Raw genomic sequence first — 17194 nt, 5'->3', positions numbered from 1 at the left:
TTGGCCCGGATGATCTTCTGCTCATTGGTCATGACGGTGCTCCTTGGGAACGCCGAGGCCGGGCGCTACGCACCCCGACCACTCCGCGCCCGGCCTCGGCTCATGCCTCAGCTTAACGACACCGTCTGTCAGATTAAGTCCAAACTACTTCACTTTCAGCATGATCAGCCCATCCAACCGGAGTTGTCGCACGATCCGGTTGAGATGGACCCCGGTCATAGCAAGGGTGTCAGCCAGTTGCCGCTGGGTCAGTGGCAGCACGAAGCTATTCTCAGTGGCCAGCCCAACCGCCTGGAGCCGCATCAACAACTCGCACAGGAGGTGTGCCAGCCGTTTATCGGCGGGTCTGCGGCTCATGTTGATCAGCCACTCCCGTACAGTTCCGGCATCCACCAGTGTAGCCCACCACAGAGCACGGGTGATGCTCCGGGATTGGCTCATCAGGTCCTCGATCACGATGTGGGGAAGAAAAGCGACCTTGCAGGGTGTAAGCGTCCCAATAGTATGGTCGATCCTGCTTAAGATTGGCACGTGCAGATCACAGCAATCTCCGGGGATAAGGTAAGCCATGATCTGCCGGGTACCATCCGGCAGACGCTTGTAGCGGCAGGCGAAGCCCTCCAGGATCACATGGATGTTTTCCGGGCTGTCATCTTCCAAGATCAGGTCGTGCCGGGGCTTGAACTGTCGCACGTCATGGACAGCCTGTTCCAGCACCTGACGGTCCTGATCGGACAGCCCAGCGCCATACTCAAGCTTTCGAATGAATGGGGTGGGCATGGCCACCCTCCCTCACCAGAAGGTGATTTTACCAGACGCCCCCCGGTGTGGCTATGCGCAACGGGTGGGCCTAGGATGCCGCGCTCAGCAAGAATGTATCAATGTTGCTGCGGACGGGATGGGCAACGTTAGACGATCAGTCCCATCACTGCCGAGAGATCATATGAAACTTGGCTTCCAGCCGGTCACCGTGGAGACGAATGCGCCTGACGAAGAGGGCTGTCTCGTCTTTGCCAATAATCGACTTGTGGCGGTGTTGGTGCGGTTGTCAGCCGAGCACGGCAGGAAAGCAGGACGCTGGTACCTGGAACATGGGTTCGGCAAGTTGGATGGACCGATTCATCCCATCTTCACCGACTTGGATGAGGCGCAGGACTGGGTGGCTCAGCGCGTTGGCTGAGGTGAAGCCTAGTCGTCGAAGCTGTCGCTCTATCAGAGCGCCACGGTGTGGATGATCCCGCCGCTTTCATCTGTAACTGCGACGGTCCAGCTGGAGTCGTGCCGCACCTGATGGAGCAGTCCACCTCGGAGTTCTGCTGCCGTCTTGTCAGCCGCTCCTTGGGCGGTCAGAGGATCGGGCAGGTCAACGCCCTCATCGTCCCAAACAAAGGTGTCCTCGGAGCGAAGGTGGAAGAAGTAACGAGCCATCTCAGCCTCCAGTGAGCCACTCCGTCAGGGTCGCGTTCGGCTCATCTCCTGTCACGTTCCCCGACCGCACTACTGCGTAAAAGAAGCAGGAGACCGCGAACGATCTCCTGCCAGGGGGAGGAACGAAGATGAAGAAGCCTCAGGAACTGTCCTGCCATCCTTCGGCAAGCAACCAATAACCCACCTGCGAAAGTTGTTCCCGTGTAAGCGCATAATCCGTTGGGTTTTCTTCAGTATTCTTAACTCACATCAATGTTAAGGAGTTTAACAATAATGCGGATCAAACATTTCGATCAAAGAGAGCCGTGGTCTGAATTTTTACTTTGACGGAAGCAGAAAAGTCTCGAATTGTCCGAGGGGTTAGGGCGGTTCTGATCTGAGTGAGGGCGAAGTACTTGCATGTACTGCACCTGTGACGGACTTCCTCAAGAGGCCGCACGTCACCTCCTCTGACGGCATGCCAACCCTAACCGGACAAGGGAGGCCCGCAGGATGGCACGAGATGCTGAATGCACCCGCGTTGCGTTGGTTGTCGAGGCTGATAAGGAACTCAGGGCTCTGGCTGTCGCGCTGCTGGAGGAAACGGACCTCCGAGTCTTGGAAGCCGCGAGCGGCGAAGAGGCTCTGCATTATCTCCACGACCATGCAGGAGAAGTGACACTGATCTTCTCTGAGGTGAACCTCCCCTGCCACATGAGTGGAGTGGACCTTGCCCGATTGGTCAGGCTTAGATGGCCTTGGATCAAAACCGTCCTGACATCCGACGCTCCTCCTGCGGACGCTCTCGACAAGGCTTTAAGGCGTGTGCGCTTCATGCAGAAGCCTTGGTTGCCGCTTGCGGTGTTGATGGAGGCCGAGAGGGCGGTGCAAGCATCCCGCTTTGAAGACGCCATGCTTCGTGGCCAACCCGACACATTCGCGACCGCAAGGCTGTAATTTCATGAAGGACCCATCGCCGCAAGGGAGGGTAAGTCCATGACCACATCGCGCCAGCCGAACATTCGGTCCATCACGACGCCGACCGCCAACACCAGAGGTGTCACGCGCGTCGAGTCGAAGCTGCACTCCTGTTATGAGGAGATGCTGTACAAGCCAGCATCGCCGCAGATCGAGAACATCGTGCGCCAAGTCTCTTGAGGCAGCACTCGTTGCAGCCCGTGTTCTGCGGAAACTGCGTTGACGGGTGTCGCTGTAGAGCCGAACCGGAGCCACCAAATGTCTGCTCCCTCCATCACCGCTGACGAGCTTCGTGCCGCCATCCCGAACCTTCGTGCCTTTGCCATGTCATTGTGCGGGAACAGGGACTATGCGGATGATCTGGTTCAGGACGCGCTGATGAGAGCGTGGGCGAAGATGGATCGCTTCCAGGCTGGCACCAACCTTCATGCGTGGCTCTTCACCATCCTGCGGCATGCTTTCTATTCTGACCGGCGCAAGAGGCGGCGTGAGGTCGAGGATGCAGACGGCTCTTATGCAAGCCGCCTCACCACAATCCCTGGCCAAGAGTCGCATCTTGACCTGGAGGATTTCCAGAAGGCGCTGATGAAGCTGTCTGCGGATCAACGTGAAGCCCTGCTTCTGGTTGGAGCCGAGGGTCTCTCATACGAGGAGGCCGCAGTCATTTGTGGCTGTGTCCTTGGCACCATGAAGAGTCGGGTCAATCGTGCTCGCACTCGACTGGCTGCTCTTCTCTCTGTCGAGAGCGAGGGTGATCTCGGGACCGACAAGATCATCCTCGCCGCTCTGCCGATAGCTTCAGAGCCTACCCTGCGAGTTGCACGATAGGGCTCCAAGCCGGTCGATTTCGAGCGCAAGTCCTTGTTCGCCAAGGGCAGTCGAAGCGCGAACTTCGCGACGATAAGGGAAAGCGGTTCGGTTAAGGATACGGTCCTGTGCGAGTGTATCAGCACAGCATCGGATGCCAATGAAGACCTGTTGTATGCCGAGGCTCAGGGTGAGAGGACGAAGGCTACGTAGCCTCAGTTCTTCTGCACGGTGTAGGGCAGCAGGCGCACGAATACGTCGTGAACTGTCTGATAGCATTCACACGAGACCTCTTTAAGAGCATTCGGGTCTGTGATGGTGATGCCGCCCCTGCCCTGCTTGATCCAACCAGACATATCGAACTTCTTCATGATCGCACTGATGGTCGAGCGTTGGGTTCCTAAGCGGTCTGCCCAGAATTCGTGTGTGAGGGGGATCATCTCCTGATCAATCCGATGACTCGTGCTCAGGATCAGGCGGGCACAACGGGCTTCCACACTGTGGATCGCGTTACAGGCAACATTCTGAAGAACTCGCGACATGAGAGCTTCCATGAAGTGGCGCATCAGGCGCTGGATGGCGGGGCGCGTGCTGATCACCTCGTGCATCTTGGCAATCTTGATCCGCGAGGCCGTGCCGGTGAGTTGCACGACATAGTGTCCGAAAGCCTGATGGGTGACCGCTGCTCCTGTGAGACCGGTAATGCCTTCGCTGCCAAAAACCGACATCTCGGCCGTGCGACCGTCGTGCATGACGGCCATCAGCGAGATGATGACGTTGTGTGGAAAGTAGGCGTCGTAGAGAGGCTGACCTGCCTCGCACAGCACCTGACCCTGCTGCAAGCTCACGATCTCCAGGTGCGGCTCCAGACAGGCGAAGTCTTCCGGCTCCAGAGCAGCCAAGAACTTGTTCGCTCGATGCCCCTGGCCAGCCCCTGCATACAGAATATCGGCCGAATACATTCGTTTTCTTGCCCCTTATGGCTCTCTCAATCTTACGGAGCCTAGTCAAAAGCAAGTAGTTTTCTTGTGAGGCACCCTGACGCAGAAAGTTCACATCTCAACCAATCTGGCCATCCTTGGAAGTTCTGGATGAGCAGAATGAATAACTTGTCGTATTACGCTGGAGCATGTGTGCCTAAACTTGGTCATGAACTGCGATCAGCGCAATTGGATCGCCAGAGCGTTCGGTTCTATCCGGGTGGGAGCGTGTGTTAGAGTTGCGCTTCAGAGAGCTGATCCGGGAGGCATGCGATGATCCGGGCTTCGTGCCATACTGCCGATAATGCACTCGCTCTCGAATTCGACGCGACGCCATGGTTTCGCGAGGCTGACCCGCGGAGCATCCTGCATCTTGCCGAGCAGGGCTGGTCCAGCGTCTGGGTCGCCGATGCCCTTGAAGCGCGGCCCGGCTATGAGGGCCTTCATCGGCTCATCGACTATGCGGCTACCCGGCTGAGGGACGAGTCACTCGAGGACCCCACCTGGGCTGCGATCGAGTGTGTTGTCAGCCAGCCTGATGCCACACTGTGGCTTGGGGAGAACAGGCCGGAGATGGCGTTGCTGCTTCAGCACCGACAAGCCGATCCCGGGTCTCGCTCCACCCACCCTGCCGACCGCTGACAGGCAGCCGGCATGCGGCCTCACTTTCAACCCTCGCAAGGAGATCCATCGATGCATCTCTTCGGAGCCTTAGAGCTCGAAATCCGGCTGGAACACCGGACAACCCGGTGGGCGTGAAGATTGCCCTCCTCCGCTACACCCGGGGCGAGGATGGACGCTTGTTGATCACGTCCGAGTGCACCTCCTTCGAAGAGAACGAAGGGCAGATCAACTCCCTTCAGGACGAACTGGACGAGATCCGCGAGCGCGCTCAGCGCGCATTCCAGGTGACCTGAAACCACCATCTTGAGACCTTGTACCCCGTTGGAGCGGCGGAGTTACCCCTTCGGGCGAGAGCCTGAACCAAGCGGAAAACGTACACTCACCGGAAGACCTCGGAGGGGGAGGCGCCGAATGAGGGTTGTACTTTCCGCTTGTAGCAACAAGGCGTTCTTGTGCGGCCCCATGCCGTTGGCTCACCTGAAACTCAGGCCGCCGATTGCGGTGAATGATAACAATGCTGTGTTCAGTCCCCCGAGGAACTGCCTCCCCTCTCACAGCAGAAGGGCCGCGTACGGGCGAACCGCGTTCATTGTTGCCGTGCTTGCCATCGTGGCTGGCATCATCACGCTGCCTCTGCTTTAGGGCCTTGCGGTTCCCATCATAACGGCCAGTGAGGAGAGACCGAAGGTTCTCCGCGGCGACCCAAGCGCCTCTACCCTTCTGCAGCCACAAGGGAATGGTTGAGATGGTTTTCCTGAGCCACTTGCACGCGGCGTTGAGGTGACTGGGTTGATGTCCGAAACAGATACCGACCCGGGGTGCCCTTCGACATCGACGGGAGCCCCACATTTGGGGTCCGGACCAGTAGCCCGTCATGTCAATGAAGCCCATGAAAAAGCCCCGTCGGGATTGGTCTGAACGGGGCTGAAGTCTACGGAGGCGGTCAAGGGGTTGCGGGATTTGCCTCCGCATTGAGGACATGGGGGTGCCCTGTCGGCACACAATGGCGCTAGGGCCCTGAAGCACGACAATGTGATGGCGTTAAGCGCTAGAGTGCGACAGCATCAGTGCCGGGCCTTCCCTGGTGCCTGATTCAGGAGAGTAACATGGGCGAGTGGAAGACGGTCTACGAGGACGAGGAGCGCTGGGTCACACTCAAGGTCTACGAGAGCGAGGATGATGGCGACGAAGATCCGGTCGTGCGCGTCACGGTAGCTCCCATCAAGGACGCGGAGCAGGATGAAGGCGGGCGGGAGCCCGGTGCCGAAGACGAAGACAACTCGATTATACTGGAGCCTGATCCTGTTGAGGATCTCGAGGAGGAGTTGCTCGAAATCGGCTTCAGTCCGGTGGCGACTGCTTGGATCGTCGGCAAGGTTCCTGCGTGAGCTACCCGGCAACCGTAAACGAGGGGTAAACGTGTCCCATCCGTTCCATGCTCATTGCGCATGGCAGGGGCGACCACTTTCAGGTTTGTCGTGCGCCGGGTGCGCTGTAGATGACCCCTCCTCCGCCACGGCCTCCCTGTGGCGGGTTTCCTCCCTAAACTCGGCCACCCTCAAAGGTGGCCTTTTTTCTCGCTGCCTGTGCGCGGCGCCTTTGCGCTTGGGCCGGCTCATCATTGAGGTTGCGTTATGTTTTTATCAGTCGTTCTGTCAGGCCTTCGTCGCTGGCTGCGGGCGCGTGAAACCGCACAGCAATTGAATGCTCTGTCTGATCGTGAGTTGTCGGACATCGGCATTGCCAGGCACGACATTGCGCAGGTGGCACGCCAGAGCCAGTGAAGCGGAAATTGATTGCAGCTGTGGCCGATGAGATTGGGTGAGGGCCAACGACGGCAGTGCATCCGTGCCTGTCCTTGTCCCTCGGGCCAAGCGGCCACAAGGCTGACCTAAAGCGGCTCGATGACAGCCTCATGACACCGCTGCGACTGATCTCTTAGCCTCACATCCCTTGAACTGCGGCAGATCTTCCGAAACCTTTGGCGAAACACCAAGGACGTCTGGCGAGGTGGTATTGCCGACTACAATCACCTGACTGGGCGTGGCTATGTCTTCTGACGCACACGGATGAGGTCCTTCCATACTGCACATGCCGCGCCTGCTGATGTCCACAGATTGTTTACCTGAGTCGGACAGGATGAGTGTGTCGGGCGCGTTGCGTATCAGCCCGAACAGATGCGGAGCCCCACGCTCCGCTAAGCGCCCTGGTTGAGGTTATCCTGACAGCACCTCAGCCGGGGCGCTTACCGCTTGATCCGGACCATGTCCGACGCAGTTGTGCTGGCCCAAAGGAGATTGCCGTGGCCCGCTACTACTTCGACGTTCACGATGGCGCACAGGGCGTGCGCGATGACGACGGCGCCGAGTTCGACAGCCTGGACGCTGCGGTGCAAGCGGCCACTCGCTCGGCGGCTGAGATCGGAACAGGCCGCCTGGGGAGGGGTGATACCCGCGATGTTGTCATTGAGGTTCGAGATGAGCGCGGCCAGCGGATCTGCACCGTCAAAGCATCGATGGAGATCGAGTGGCACGTCTCACGGTCTCAGGGTCCGCATCCTTGGAGCGCATAAGTGCAGAAGTCAGCATAGGCAAAAAGAACCCGGCACGGGGCCGGGCTCTGTCTCGGAGACGGTCATGAGCATCAACGCGTTGGCTTATCAGCGCTGACGCCCATCGAGCTGTTCCGGAACTGTCACGCTGGAGGATCGGCTGCCTACAGCTGATTGCGGTTTCGGCCGCGACTCCGGGAGAAGTACCAGATGGCAGCGGCGACGATAATGGCGAGCACAATGAGCCACCAGTAATCCGCCATACCGCCACCTGTGGCGGCAGCATCCCCGGCAGGCGGAGACCCGGGAGTAGCACCAGGTGCCGGGGTGGTGGGTGCTGGGGTCTGCGCCCAGGCAGACGAAACAGCCAGGAAGATGAAGCCGATCAGTGCCGTGAGTTTGCTCATGGATTTGTCTCCGGTTGAGGAAGTCCAGCGCATACGCCGACTAAATTGCCAAGCTGGGCCTGCCGGTGAACGCCTCTCGCGAGGGCATGTTCCTATGCAAGCCAGATCCCTGCCCGCCAGCTTCACCTGAGAGGGCATGCACAGGAGCAGTCGGCATGGTGTTGAAGCGGCAGATGCTCGCAATTCAGGATGTCTATGTGCCTGTGAAGCGGCGCCAAACCCTTGATCCTCGGAAGGTTGAAACCCTGGCCGAGAGCATGCTGGCGAAAGGTCAGGAAACGCCCATTCTTGTGCGGCCGGATGGCAGCCGCTTTGTTCTGGTAGAGGGCCTGCACCGGCTGGAGGTCTGCAAGGCTCTTGGGGAGACAACAGTCCCCGCCTACTTGGTTCAGGCCCGCAAACATTAATCTGCGCCTGGTGCGCTTCTGGGCTGGATCGAAACGATCGGGCATGTGCAGGTGATGAGTTCCCGAACTGCGAGAGGCGATTGGTCAACTACGGGAGAACGGCCATACTCGCTGGGTCTGGATATCTTGTGGCGACAGACTCCTGTGTGCTGCCGTCAATGCGACCCGCCCAATGGGCGATCACAACTCATCAGCCTTCATGAAGGTTGCCGTGAGGGTTCGCTCCTGCTCCGATGTCAGTGGTGTCGGATTGGCTCTGTTCCACGCGCGCTGGCCGCGCTGGATGAAGCTCTTGCGTTTGCGCCTGGCGTCCTTGGGAAGATGCACAGCCAGCGTCTCAAAGCTTCGTCGGAGCTGAATTTCCGTCCTCTTCCTGGACGGGAGGGCAGCCTCCGCGGCTTCGGCCGCGGCGATGTCGCCCGGTGTCGGATCGGGATGGCGGGCCAGTGCATCCTCCTCAATCAGGAGGAAGGCTCTGTGCTGTGCTGCATCGTGCTCCTCCAGACCGGGTGTGTGTTCGAGGAGGTATGCCTCGCGGGCCTCATCCAAATCGTCTCGCCTGTGCTTGGCCAGAGGAGGCTGTTTGCCGGGATTGGTTACCATTGTGTGTCGGCCTTTCTGACGTCTGCCCTTCCAAGAGAAGGCAAGCTGCAGCGTGGTGCTGAATGAAGGGGTGGGGTTACCTCTGCTCGACGTCTCGTCTCCGTGCGCAGCCTTTGTGAATGCGAGACTACTCAGCCCAGTTCTCATGACCGACGGCGAGTGCACGCAATGTGATTTCGCCAGCGATCTTGGCGAGTTCCAAGCCTTCCGGTGTGGGCTCAAACGACTCCAGCGGGAAGAACACGTCGGCCCCGCCGAACAGCACGAGCGTGTAGGGCGCATCTGCCTTGTCCTGCTCCTGTACGAGAGAAAGCATCAGCCCGCCGATGTCACCGAAGGCATGCTTCTCATCAAAGTGGAGTGTCCTCGTCTCCACACGCTGGGGAAACGCAATGACCTCTGCCATGCCTAGTCCTCCCCACCTGCACCTGCTCCACGGATCTCAGCATCTCCGAGCCATCTCTGGGCTTCTTCAAGACTGCCAAATCTATGCTCAAGTTCGGTGAACGGAGCAGGCCTCTCTCCAGGAGGCAAGTCGAGCAGGAGTTCTGCCGTCCAGGTAGCGTCATCTGTTCGGCCACTTTGGACCAGGCTGGCGATGATCACCCCATGGAGCAGCACGTCATAGCTGCCAGGGGCAAGCCGGGAGAGTTTATAGGCCATTCTGAACCTTCTGGAGATGACAACGACGGCAGCAGGACAGGAGGACGGATAGCGGATCGTGCCGCCCAACAGAAGCTCTACTCAGCACAGGTGTTTCGAGGCAAGCCTGCGCGAGTTGAACCTCATTCATTCGACATCGTGAGGTTAACCTGCGGCGACTGTAGACAGACAGAGAAGCCTCTGGATCAGTTCATGAAATAGCCACGGTTGCACACCGAGTCTACAAGACGATCCGCGCCGGCCCCTTAAGGAGTTTTCCTGAGTTGGCCGGATGCAGGTTCCGATCCATGCTCATCCTTGAAAATACACCTTCCTTCGTCGAGATCCCGCCATGGTGGAACCCACTGCGCTGGTCCTGGTCGTCGATGATGACAGGGCTGTCGGAGCGTCACTGAAATTCGCCTTGGAGCTGGAGGGCCTGAAGGTGCGTCTCTACGGCAGCGGGAGCGAGCTCCTGGTCGATCCCGGGCTGCTGGACCATGGCTGCCTTGTGGTCGATTACCTCATGCCGGACATGGACGGATGCCAACTCATGGCTGAAGTGAGGGCGCGACAGATCGATCACCCCGCCATTCTGATCACATCCCATGTCGACGAACAGCTTCGGCGATGTGCCGAGCACTGCGGGTACATGTACATTTTGGAGAAGCCTCTGGAGGACGATGCCCTTATTGAGGCCATCCGCGCCGCCCTAAGCTGTGCGTTGGAAGCGGGCGGGCTCGTGCCCGGTCCCGCAGAGGGCACCCACCGGCCGATGCGCCTCACCGGCATCCGCCAACGCTCCGGCGGAACATGGCTGGAGCGCTCGTAAATTTTAGGTAGTTGACGTCTGGGCCGTAATCGCTAGTAAGGAACTTTAAGCAAGCGTATGCGGAGCGTTTCTACCACGGGCAATCTTGCCTTGGCTCAAAGGACAAAGAGAAAAGAATTGTCTGACCCAGGTGGCTTAAATACTCCAAACCCACATAGAGAAATTGGCATGGTTCAGCAACTAACCACCGGCGATCGCCAGAACACCCTGGTTATACTTCTTTTTGTCTTCGTCGTGGGCGTCGCCATGGCTGCCGTTGGCAGATTCGACCCGCTCGGTGTGCATGGGGTCATTGTGATGCTGTTCGGCGGCAGCCTCGCCGCCCTCGTCATGAGGTCCTACTACGAGCGCGAGCCAACCCAGGATCGTCTATCGCACTACTATGACGATCCGATCAAGGCCGGCGTCGCCCTGACGCTGGCCTGGGCGATCTTCGGCATGTTCATGGGCGTATGGACCGCCGCCCAGTTGGCTTGGCCGGACCTCGCCTTCGACGCCGGCTGGTCGACCTTCGGCCGCCTGAGGCCGACCCACACCACCGGCGTGATCTTCGGCTTCGGCGGCAACGCCCTGATCGCCACCTCGTTTCATGTCGTGCAGCGGACCTCCCGCGCCCGCCTGGCGGGCCAGGTCAGCCCCTGGTTCGTGCTGCTCGGCTTCAACCTGTTCTGCATCCTCGCCGTCACCGGCTACTTCATGGGCGTGACCCAGTCGAAGGAGTACGCCGAGGCAGAATGGTACGCAGACTTGTGGCTGGTGGTCGTCTGGGTCACGTACTTCGTTCTCTTCCTGCGCACGTTGGCCCGGCGCAAGGAGCCGCACATCTACGTCGCCAACTGGTACTACATGGCGTTCATCGTTGTGGTGGCCATCCTCCACATCGTCAACAACTTGGCGCTGCCGATTTCGCTGGGGCAGGCCAAGAGCTACACCATCTGGGCTGGCGTGCAGGACTCCATGGTGCAGTGGTGGTACGGCCACAATGCCGTGGCCTTTTTCCTCACCGCCGGCTTCCTCGCGATGCTGTACTACTACCTGCCCGTCCGGGCGCAGCGTCCGATCTTCTCGTACCGGCTCTCGATCCTCAGCTTCTGGGGCATCACCTTCTTCTACATGTGGGCCGGGTCGCATCACCTGCACTACACCGCCCTGCCCCACTGGGTGCAGAACCTCGGCATGACGTTCTCGGTGATGCTGCTCGTCCCCTCCTGGGCCTCGGCCGGCAACGCTCTGCTCACCCTCAACGGTGCCTGGCACCGGGTCCGGGACGATGCGACGCTGCGGTTCATCTTCGTGGCCGCGGTCTTCTACGGCCTGTCGACCTTCGAGGGATCCTTCATGGCGATCCGGCCCGTCAATGCGCTCTCCCACTACACCGACTGGACTGTCGGCCACGTCCACGCGGGGGCGTTGGGCTGGGTCGCCTTCATCACCTTCGGCTCGCTCTATACCCTGGTGCCGTCACTCTGGAAGCGCGAGCGGATGTATTCTCCGGCTCTGGTCGAGGTCCACTTCTGGCTCGCGGTGGCAGGCACCCTCATCTACGTCTTCTCCATGTGGAACTCGGGCATCCTCCAAGGCCTGATGTGGCGCACCTACACGCAGGAGGGCACGCTCGCCTATTCATTCCTCGACTCGCTCGTCGCCATGTATCCGTACTACATCGCGCGAGCCTTCGGCGGACTGCTCTTCCTGCTCGGCGCCATCGTCGCCGCCTACAATATCTGGATGACGGTACGCGCCGTGCCGGTTGCCGCCGGAGGGCAGGCGGACGTGCCGGACTCTGGGCTTGCCCCCAACACCGTAGCGACCCCGGCGGAGTGACATCATGGCAGAACTGTTCCACCGCAAGTTAGAGCGCACCGCCATTGGCTTCGTCATCGCGATCATCGCGGCCGCCAGCGTCGGCGGGATCGTCGAGATCGCTCCGCTCTTCACCATCAACGAGACCGTCGAGGAGGCGCCGGACCTGCGCCTCTACACGCCACTGGAGCTGGCCGGCCGCAACATCTACATCCGCGAAGGCTGCTACGCCTGCCACAGCCAGATGATCCGCACTCTGCGCGACGAGGTCGAACGCTACGGCCCCTACTCGCTGGCGGTCGAGTCGAAGTACGACCGCCCGATGCTGTGGGGCTCGAAGCGCACGGGCCCCGATCTCGCCCGCGTCGGCGGCAAGTACTCTGACTTCTGGCACGTTGCCCATCTGACCAACCCGCGCGACGTGGTGCCGGAATCCAACATGCCGGCCTACCGCTGGCTCGCCCGGACCGGCCTGGAGACGGAGGATCTCGGGCGGCACCTGCAGGCGCAGCGGGCTCTCGGCGTACCTTACACCAACGCCATGATCACCAATGCCGCCGCTGACGCCTTCGGACAGGCGGCGCCCGACAGCCCGTTCGCTGCGGGCGTGACCGAGCGCTACGGCGAGAAGACGCAGGTCAGCGCCTTCGACGGAGTTGCGACGCAGCTCACCGAGATGGACGCACTGGTGGCCTATCTTCAGGTGCTCGGACAGCTGACCGATGCAGCTTATTCGAACACTGCCGCGCCGGAACAGGCGCCCGATCCCACCAATTGACGAAGGCGAAGGAGGACAGCTGATGGACATTGACCACGACACCCTCGTTGGCTTCGCCAAGAGCTGGGGCCTGTTTTATTTCATCGCCTTCAGCATCTGCGTGGTGATCTACGCTTTCTGGCCGTCCAACCGGAAGCGCTTCGACGACGCCAAGCGGAACATTCTCGATGGGGACGACAGGCCATGGCAGTAGAGGAACGCGATCCCGTCAGCGGTCAAAAGACCACCGGGCATGAATGGAACGGCATCAAGGAGCTCGACACCGCCGTGCCGCGCGGCGTGCTGATCTTCCTCGTGGTCACGCACGTGTGGGCCGTGCTCTGGTGGCTCCTGATGCCGACCTGGCCGCTGGTCACGACGTACACCAAGGGCATCCTGGGCATCGACCAGCGCCAGACCGTGGAGCGGGAACTGGTCACCGCCCAGGCCGAGCGCGCATCCTGGGTGAAGGCCATCGAGACCGAGAGCTACGAGCAGATCCAGTCCAACGAGGACCTGATGAAGGTCGTCCGCTCGACCGGACGTCAGCTCTTCGGCGACAACTGTGCCGCCTGCCACGGGGCGGACGGAAATGGCCGCGCCAACTATCCCGACCTGACCGACGACGACTGGCTCTGGGGCGGCGAGGTGGAGCAGATCGCCGAGACCATGCGTCTGGGCATCAACTCGCGCCACCAGAACACCCGGGTCGCGCAGATGCCGGCCTTCGGGCGCGACGCGATGCTGGACCGAGCCCAGGTCGCGAACGTCGCAACCTACGTGCAATCCCTTTCAAATCCGGCTGTGTCCACACCGCAGAACGTCGCGCAGATCCAGGCCGGGCGGGAGGTCTTCCTCACGACCTGCGCGGCGTGCCACGGCGAGGACGGCAAGGGCAACCGGGAGGTCGGGGCACCCAACCTGACCGATCCGCACTGGGTCTACGGCGGCGACCTCCAGACCCTGATCGACACGATCCATGGCGGGCGCCAGGGGCACATGCCGACCTGGGACGAGCGCCTGACCCCGGCGGAGATCAAGATCCTGGCCCTGTACGTCAACTCCCTGGGAGACGTGAAGCCATGACGGGAGTTGAGGCACCGAAGCAGGCCAAGTGGCCTATTGTTGCCTGGAGCCTGGCGGCGGCCGTGCTGCTCGTCGTAGCGGCCGCCAATGCCCACCTCGTCTACGTCGCGGTGGCCTCGCAGCCCGACTGCGTCGCCCACCTGAAGGAGGCCGGGTCCAAGGAAGGTGCCTTCAGGGCGGCGAAGCCCGCCTGCTGAGTATGTTCAACTGATGCGCGATTTCGGGGAAGACAGATGAGTGAAACGGACAAGTCCTACGGCTTGCTGACCCAGACCTCCGGGATCGAGGAGACGCGCAACCCTTCCCTGCAACGCCACCTCCCGGCGCAGGCCGCGTTCGACTGGTTGAAGGCGGGCTGGCGCGACCTGATGGTCCGGCCGGGCCTCAGCATCGTCTATGGGGTCGCGGTCTTCTTCGTCACGCTCCTCCTCACATGGACGCTGTTCGCCTCAGGGCGAGACTACATCCTGTTTCCCGCCATCGCCGGGTACATGATCGTCGCGCCCGTCCTGGCTATCGGCCTCTATGAGAAGAGCCGTGCCCTGGAGGCCAGGGAGCATCCGACGCTGCGCACCATGCTGCTCGTGCGCCCGCGAGCCGGTGCACAGATCTTCTACACTGGGCTGCTGCTCTGCCTGCTGATGCTCCTCTGGAACCGGGCCGCGGTTCTGGTCTACGCCCTGTTCTTCGGTGTCCGGCCCTTCCCGGGACTCGACGGGGTCGTCGCCATGCTCTTCACAACGTCGGTCGGCTGGGCGATGCTTATCGTCGGGACTCTCGTCGGAGGGCTGTTCGCGGCCTTCGGGTTCGCGATCAGCGTGTTCTCGATCCCGATGCTGCTCGACCGGCGCACGGACGCCCTGACGGCCATGGGCACGAGCATGGCAATGGTGTGGAACAACCTCACCCCGATGATCACCTGGGGCGCCATCCTTCTCGCCCTGTTCGCGGTCAGCGCCGTGACGGGCTTCCTCGGCTTCATCGTCATCTTCCCACTGCTTGGTCATGCCACCTGGCATGCTTACCGAGCGATGCAGTGATGCTACGCCAGCGTGCGGCAAAGGATGACAACCGGCGATGACCTGCTGCTCCCCCACAGATGTTCAGAATTTAGTGAGGGACACGCGGCAGCCCGACACCCTGCTGGAGGAAATCCGGCTCGCCAGTCGCGAGCTTGCTGGCGGTACGCGCCAGACGGATCTCTCGGTGCCCGGCGTCAGGTGCGCCGCCTGCATTGCGTCAGTCGAACGCACGCTGGCGAAGCTCCCCGGCGTCGAGGCCGCCCGGGTCAACCTCTCCATGAAGCGGGTCGCCGTCACTTGGCGCACGAGCGAGGGAACGCCCCCTGACCTGATCGGTGCGTTGCGCGGCATCGGCTACGAGGCGCACCTGTTCGCGCCGGAGCAGGACGCCAAAGACCCGGAGCTGGCCCGCCTCGTCAAGGCTCTTGCGCTGGCGGGCTTCTGCGCGATGAACATCATGATGCTGTCGGTGTCGGTCTGGTCGGGGGCCGACGCCGGCTCCCGGCAGGCGTTCCACCTCATCTCGGCCCTCCTCGCCCTGCCGGCCCTGCTCTATTCCGGCCGTGTCTTCTACGCCTCGGCCTGGTCAGCGTTGCGCCATGGCCGCACCAACATGGACGTGCCGATCTCCATTGGTGTGTCGCTGGCCTTCGCTCTCAGCCTCTACGATACAATCCACAATGCACCGCATGCCTACTTTGACGCGGCAACGTCCCTGCTGTTCTTCCTGCTCATCGGCCGCACCCTCGACCATGTAATGCGCGAGCGGGCGCGCTCCGCCGTCGCTGGTCTTGCGCGGCTCGCCCCGGCTGGCGCCACGATCATCCAGGACGGGCGGCCGCTCTACGTTCCCGTGTCGGAGATCGAACCCGACGCGATGGTTCTTGTCGCCGCCGGTGGCCGGATCCCGGTTGACGGCGTGGTCGAACGGGGAGCATCCGATCTCGACTGCTCCCTCGTCTCGGGGGAAACCGCGCCGCGGAAGGCTGCCCCGGGGGAAACGGTCCAGGCGGGCGTGATGAATCTCACTGGGCCGTTGACAGTCCGGGCGACGGCTCGCGCCGAGAACTCGTTCCTGGCGGAGATGGTCCGGATGATGGAGGCCGCCGAGGGCGGGCGGGCCCGCTACCGCCGACTGGCGGACCGCGCCGCGGCACTCTACTCACCCGTCGTCCACACGCTGGCCTTATTGTCGTTTCTCGGCTGGCTGTTCCTCACTGGGGACTGGCATTCATCCATCACCATCGCCATCGCCGTCCTGATCATCACCTGCCCGTGCGCCCTGGGCCTGGCGGTTCCCATCGTGCAGGTCGTCGCCGCCCGCCGCCTGTTCGAGAGCGGGATCATGGTCAAGGACGGTTCTGCCCTGGAGCGCCTGGCCGAGATCGGTGGCGTGACCTTCGACAAGACCGGCACCTTGACGCTGGGCAAGCCCATCCTAGTCAACGCGGACGAGGCGGCGCCGGCGGCGATGCGGATCGCCCTGGGGATGACCATGGGTTCGCGCCATCCGGCGGCACAGGCAATTGCCGTGGTCGCGGCGCAACGCGTGTCTCAAGCCCCGGCGTTCGACTGGATCGAGGAGGTTCCCGGGCTGGGGCTCGAAGCCCAGATCGGCGGCGACACGTACCGGCTCGGCAGGCCGGACTGGGCAACAGGGCAGCAGGCTCGGGACGATGCCTCCGCAGCCGGCTCGATCTCGGTCCTGGCGCGAGATGGCGAACCGCTGGCGGCATTCGTGTTGGAGGACAGCGTCCGCCACGAGGCCCGGGAGACGGTGGGCAACCTGGTGCGTCAGGGGCTGGCGGTGGAGGTCCTCTCCGGCGACCGCGAGGCCGTGGTCAAGGACCTGACGTCGAGGCTCGGGGTCCGTGACTTTGCGGCCGGGCTCCTGCCGGCGGACAAGGTGGTCCGGGTCGCGGCGCATGAGACAGCGGGCCGGAAGGTCCTGATGGTCGGGGACGGCCTGAACGATGCGCCTGCCCTGTCAGCCGCCCATGTCTCCATGGCTCCCGCCACCGCGGCTGACATCGGCCGGAACGCCGCCGACTTCGTGTTCCTGAACGAAAGCCTTTCGGCCGTCACCGATGCCCTTGGGATCGCGCGCCAGTCCCGCCGGTTGATCTTCCAGAACTTCGCCCTGGCGGTCGGCTACAATGCCTTGGCGGTGCCAGTCGCCATGCTGGGCTATGTGACCCCTCTCGTTGCGGCCGTCGCCATGTCGCTGTCCTCGATCATCGTCATCGCCAACGCCATGAGGCTGTCACTGGCCCGCAAGGCCGCATGAG

24 protein-coding genes are annotated in these 17194 nt (G+C 61.7%); 18 read left to right on the top strand and 6 right to left on the bottom strand.

Going from position 1 to position 17194, the window contains the following annotated elements; translation table 11 throughout:
• Positions 1-144 precede the first annotated feature (144 nt).
• Positions 145-780 carry a Crp/Fnr family transcriptional regulator gene (locus tag ILT44_RS22925; protein WP_204241932.1) on the bottom strand — a complete coding sequence of 212 codons (636 nt, stop codon included), beginning with the start codon at positions 778-780 and terminating at the stop codon, positions 145-147.
• Between the two features lie 163 nt (positions 781-943).
• Between ILT44_RS22925 and ILT44_RS22920 the strand changes: the two genes are divergently transcribed.
• On the top strand, positions 944-1180 hold the full coding sequence (locus ILT44_RS22920) for a hypothetical protein (RefSeq protein ID WP_204241931.1): 237 nt from the start codon (positions 944-946) through the stop codon (positions 1178-1180).
• Between the two features lie 32 nt (positions 1181-1212).
• Here the strand turns inward: ILT44_RS22920 and ILT44_RS22915 are convergent, their stop codons facing one another.
• Complete coding sequence (locus ILT44_RS22915; RefSeq protein ID WP_204241930.1) at positions 1213-1428, bottom strand: DUF6894 family protein; 216 nt, start codon at positions 1426-1428, stop codon at positions 1213-1215.
• A gap of 525 nt (positions 1429-1953) precedes the next feature.
• Between ILT44_RS22915 and ILT44_RS22910 the strand changes: the two genes are divergently transcribed.
• The 3 genes from ILT44_RS22910 to ILT44_RS22900 all read left to right on the top strand — a co-directional run bounded on the left by ILT44_RS22910 (position 1954) and on the right by ILT44_RS22900 (position 3213).
• Positions 1954-2364 carry a response regulator gene (locus tag ILT44_RS22910; RefSeq protein ID WP_204241929.1) on the top strand — a complete coding sequence of 137 codons (411 nt, stop codon included), beginning with the start codon at positions 1954-1956 and terminating at the stop codon, positions 2362-2364.
• A gap of 39 nt (positions 2365-2403) precedes the next feature.
• On the top strand, positions 2404-2565 hold the full coding sequence (locus tag ILT44_RS22905) for a hypothetical protein (protein ID WP_204241928.1): 162 nt from the start codon (positions 2404-2406) through the stop codon (positions 2563-2565).
• A gap of 78 nt (positions 2566-2643) precedes the next feature.
• Positions 2644-3213 (top strand): sigma-70 family RNA polymerase sigma factor, encoded by a 570-nt coding sequence (locus tag ILT44_RS22900; protein WP_204241927.1) that lies wholly within the window; start codon positions 2644-2646, stop codon positions 3211-3213.
• A 194-nt stretch (positions 3214-3407) separates the two neighbouring features.
• Here ILT44_RS22900 and ILT44_RS22895 read toward each other — a convergent pair whose 3' ends face one another.
• Entirely contained in the window at positions 3408-4154 is a 747-nt protein-coding gene (locus ILT44_RS22895; protein ID WP_204241926.1) for a Crp/Fnr family transcriptional regulator, read from the bottom strand.
• A gap of 291 nt (positions 4155-4445) precedes the next feature.
• Here ILT44_RS22895 and ILT44_RS22890 point away from each other — a divergent pair, with 291 nt between their 5' ends.
• The 5 genes from ILT44_RS22890 to ILT44_RS22870 all read left to right on the top strand — a co-directional run bounded on the left by ILT44_RS22890 (position 4446) and on the right by ILT44_RS22870 (position 7368).
• Complete coding sequence (locus ILT44_RS22890) at positions 4446-4814, top strand: hypothetical protein (RefSeq protein WP_204241925.1); 369 nt, start codon at positions 4446-4448, stop codon at positions 4812-4814.
• 113 nt (positions 4815-4927) lie between these two features.
• Positions 4928-5089, top strand: coding sequence for a hypothetical protein (locus tag ILT44_RS22885; protein WP_204241924.1), 162 nt, complete (start codon positions 4928-4930; stop codon positions 5087-5089).
• Positions 5090-5902: 813 nt separating this feature from the next.
• On the top strand, positions 5903-6184 hold the full coding sequence (locus ILT44_RS22880) for a hypothetical protein (protein WP_204241923.1): 282 nt from the start codon (positions 5903-5905) through the stop codon (positions 6182-6184).
• Positions 6185-6430: 246 nt separating this feature from the next.
• Positions 6431-6580 (top strand): DUF1127 domain-containing protein, encoded by a 150-nt coding sequence (locus tag ILT44_RS22875; RefSeq protein WP_204241922.1) that lies wholly within the window; start codon positions 6431-6433, stop codon positions 6578-6580.
• A gap of 518 nt (positions 6581-7098) precedes the next feature.
• Complete coding sequence (locus ILT44_RS22870; protein WP_204241921.1) at positions 7099-7368, top strand: DUF6894 family protein; 270 nt, start codon at positions 7099-7101, stop codon at positions 7366-7368.
• Positions 7369-7511: 143 nt separating this feature from the next.
• On the opposite strand, the gene ILT44_RS22865 is transcribed toward ILT44_RS22870, so the two are convergent.
• On the bottom strand, positions 7512-7754 hold the full coding sequence (locus ILT44_RS22865; RefSeq protein WP_204241920.1) for a hypothetical protein: 243 nt from the start codon (positions 7752-7754) through the stop codon (positions 7512-7514).
• A gap of 155 nt (positions 7755-7909) precedes the next feature.
• Here ILT44_RS22865 and ILT44_RS22860 point away from each other — a divergent pair, with 155 nt between their 5' ends.
• Positions 7910-8161, top strand: coding sequence for a ParB N-terminal domain-containing protein (locus ILT44_RS22860; protein WP_204241919.1), 252 nt, complete (start codon positions 7910-7912; stop codon positions 8159-8161).
• Between the two features lie 180 nt (positions 8162-8341).
• Here ILT44_RS22860 and ILT44_RS22855 read toward each other — a convergent pair whose 3' ends face one another.
• Positions 8342-8764 carry a hypothetical protein gene (locus ILT44_RS22855; RefSeq protein WP_204241918.1) on the bottom strand — a complete coding sequence of 141 codons (423 nt, stop codon included), beginning with the start codon at positions 8762-8764 and terminating at the stop codon, positions 8342-8344.
• Between the two features lie 127 nt (positions 8765-8891).
• Positions 8892-9170: a hypothetical protein gene (locus ILT44_RS22850; RefSeq protein WP_204241917.1), complete on the bottom strand. Its 279-nt coding sequence runs from the start codon at positions 9168-9170 to the stop codon at positions 8892-8894.
• 588 nt (positions 9171-9758) lie between these two features.
• On the opposite strand from ILT44_RS22850, the gene ILT44_RS22845 reads away from it, so the two are divergent.
• The 8 genes from ILT44_RS22845 to ILT44_RS22810 all read left to right on the top strand — a co-directional run bounded on the left by ILT44_RS22845 (position 9759) and on the right by ILT44_RS22810 (position 17193).
• The gene (locus tag ILT44_RS22845; protein ID WP_204241916.1) at positions 9759-10238 is read left to right on the top strand and encodes a response regulator; all 480 of its coding nucleotides are present in this window, start codon (positions 9759-9761) and stop codon (positions 10236-10238) included.
• 168 nt (positions 10239-10406) lie between these two features.
• Positions 10407-12062 (top strand): cytochrome-c oxidase, cbb3-type subunit I, encoded by a 1656-nt coding sequence (ccoN, locus tag ILT44_RS22840; RefSeq protein ID WP_239468460.1) that lies wholly within the window; start codon positions 10407-10409, stop codon positions 12060-12062.
• Positions 12063-12066: 4 nt separating this feature from the next.
• A complete protein-coding gene (gene ccoO / locus ILT44_RS22835; RefSeq protein WP_204241915.1) occupies positions 12067-12819 on the top strand; it encodes a cytochrome-c oxidase, cbb3-type subunit II in 753 nt (250 codons plus the stop codon).
• 22 nt (positions 12820-12841) lie between these two features.
• Positions 12842-13012 (top strand): cbb3-type cytochrome c oxidase subunit 3, encoded by a 171-nt coding sequence (locus ILT44_RS22830; RefSeq protein WP_204241914.1) that lies wholly within the window; start codon positions 12842-12844, stop codon positions 13010-13012.
• Positions 13003-13884, top strand: coding sequence for a cytochrome-c oxidase, cbb3-type subunit III (ccoP, locus tag ILT44_RS22825; RefSeq protein WP_204241913.1), 882 nt, complete (start codon positions 13003-13005; stop codon positions 13882-13884). The genes ILT44_RS22830 and ccoP overlap by 10 nt, the downstream gene beginning before the upstream one ends.
• Complete coding sequence (locus ILT44_RS22820) at positions 13881-14081, top strand: hypothetical protein (protein ID WP_204241912.1); 201 nt, start codon at positions 13881-13883, stop codon at positions 14079-14081. Before ccoP ends, ILT44_RS22820 begins: the two co-directional genes overlap by 4 nt.
• Before the next feature lie 36 nt (positions 14082-14117).
• Positions 14118-14924 carry a DUF2189 domain-containing protein gene (locus ILT44_RS22815; protein WP_204241911.1) on the top strand — a complete coding sequence of 269 codons (807 nt, stop codon included), beginning with the start codon at positions 14118-14120 and terminating at the stop codon, positions 14922-14924.
• Positions 14925-14961: 37 nt separating this feature from the next.
• On the top strand, positions 14962-17193 hold the full coding sequence (locus tag ILT44_RS22810) for a heavy metal translocating P-type ATPase (protein WP_239468459.1): 2232 nt from the start codon (positions 14962-14964) through the stop codon (positions 17191-17193).
• Position 17194 lies beyond the last annotated feature (1 nt).

Source organism: Microvirga arvi (assembly GCF_016892765.1).
GTDB lineage: Bacteria > Pseudomonadota > Alphaproteobacteria > Rhizobiales > Beijerinckiaceae > Microvirga > Microvirga arvi.
This window is presented reverse-complemented; position numbering and strand designations above follow the sequence as displayed.

Excerpts from the sequence above, each read along its gene's own strand:
- ILT44_RS22875 (WP_204241922.1), top strand. The coding sequence starts at position 6,431 with ATGTTTTTATCAGTCGTTCTGTCAGGCCTTCGTCGCTGGCTGCGGGCG.
- ILT44_RS22810 (WP_239468459.1), top strand. The coding sequence starts at position 14,962 with ATGACCTGCTGCTCCCCCACAGATGTTCAGAATTTAGTGAGGGACACG.
- ccoN (WP_239468460.1), top strand. The coding sequence starts at position 10,407 with ATGGTTCAGCAACTAACCACCGGCGATCGCCAGAACACCCTGGTTATA.
- ILT44_RS22830 (WP_204241914.1), top strand. The coding sequence starts at position 12,842 with ATGGACATTGACCACGACACCCTCGTTGGCTTCGCCAAGAGCTGGGGC.
- ILT44_RS22925 (WP_204241932.1), bottom strand. The coding sequence starts at position 780 with ATGCCCACCCCATTCATTCGAAAGCTTGAGTATGGCGCTGGGCTGTCC.
- ILT44_RS22905 (WP_204241928.1), top strand. The coding sequence starts at position 2,404 with ATGACCACATCGCGCCAGCCGAACATTCGGTCCATCACGACGCCGACC.
- ILT44_RS22845 (WP_204241916.1), top strand. The coding sequence starts at position 9,759 with ATGGTGGAACCCACTGCGCTGGTCCTGGTCGTCGATGATGACAGGGCT.
- ccoP (WP_204241913.1), top strand. The coding sequence starts at position 13,003 with ATGGCAGTAGAGGAACGCGATCCCGTCAGCGGTCAAAAGACCACCGGG.
- ILT44_RS22850 (WP_204241917.1), bottom strand. The coding sequence starts at position 9,170 with ATGGCAGAGGTCATTGCGTTTCCCCAGCGTGTGGAGACGAGGACACTC.
- ILT44_RS22880 (WP_204241923.1), top strand. The coding sequence starts at position 5,903 with ATGGGCGAGTGGAAGACGGTCTACGAGGACGAGGAGCGCTGGGTCACA.
- ILT44_RS22860 (WP_204241919.1), top strand. The coding sequence starts at position 7,910 with ATGGTGTTGAAGCGGCAGATGCTCGCAATTCAGGATGTCTATGTGCCT.
- ILT44_RS22820 (WP_204241912.1), top strand. The coding sequence starts at position 13,881 with ATGACGGGAGTTGAGGCACCGAAGCAGGCCAAGTGGCCTATTGTTGCC.
- ILT44_RS22855 (WP_204241918.1), bottom strand. The coding sequence starts at position 8,764 with ATGGTAACCAATCCCGGCAAACAGCCTCCTCTGGCCAAGCACAGGCGA.
- ILT44_RS22915 (WP_204241930.1), bottom strand. The coding sequence starts at position 1,428 with ATGGCTCGTTACTTCTTCCACCTTCGCTCCGAGGACACCTTTGTTTGG.
- ccoO (WP_204241915.1), top strand. The coding sequence starts at position 12,067 with ATGGCAGAACTGTTCCACCGCAAGTTAGAGCGCACCGCCATTGGCTTC.
- ILT44_RS22890 (WP_204241925.1), top strand. The coding sequence starts at position 4,446 with ATGATCCGGGCTTCGTGCCATACTGCCGATAATGCACTCGCTCTCGAA.
- ILT44_RS22815 (WP_204241911.1), top strand. The coding sequence starts at position 14,118 with ATGAGTGAAACGGACAAGTCCTACGGCTTGCTGACCCAGACCTCCGGG.
- ILT44_RS22865 (WP_204241920.1), bottom strand. The coding sequence starts at position 7,754 with ATGAGCAAACTCACGGCACTGATCGGCTTCATCTTCCTGGCTGTTTCG.
- ILT44_RS22895 (WP_204241926.1), bottom strand. The coding sequence starts at position 4,154 with ATGTATTCGGCCGATATTCTGTATGCAGGGGCTGGCCAGGGGCATCGA.
- ILT44_RS22920 (WP_204241931.1), top strand. The coding sequence starts at position 944 with ATGAAACTTGGCTTCCAGCCGGTCACCGTGGAGACGAATGCGCCTGAC.
- ILT44_RS22900 (WP_204241927.1), top strand. The coding sequence starts at position 2,644 with ATGTCTGCTCCCTCCATCACCGCTGACGAGCTTCGTGCCGCCATCCCG.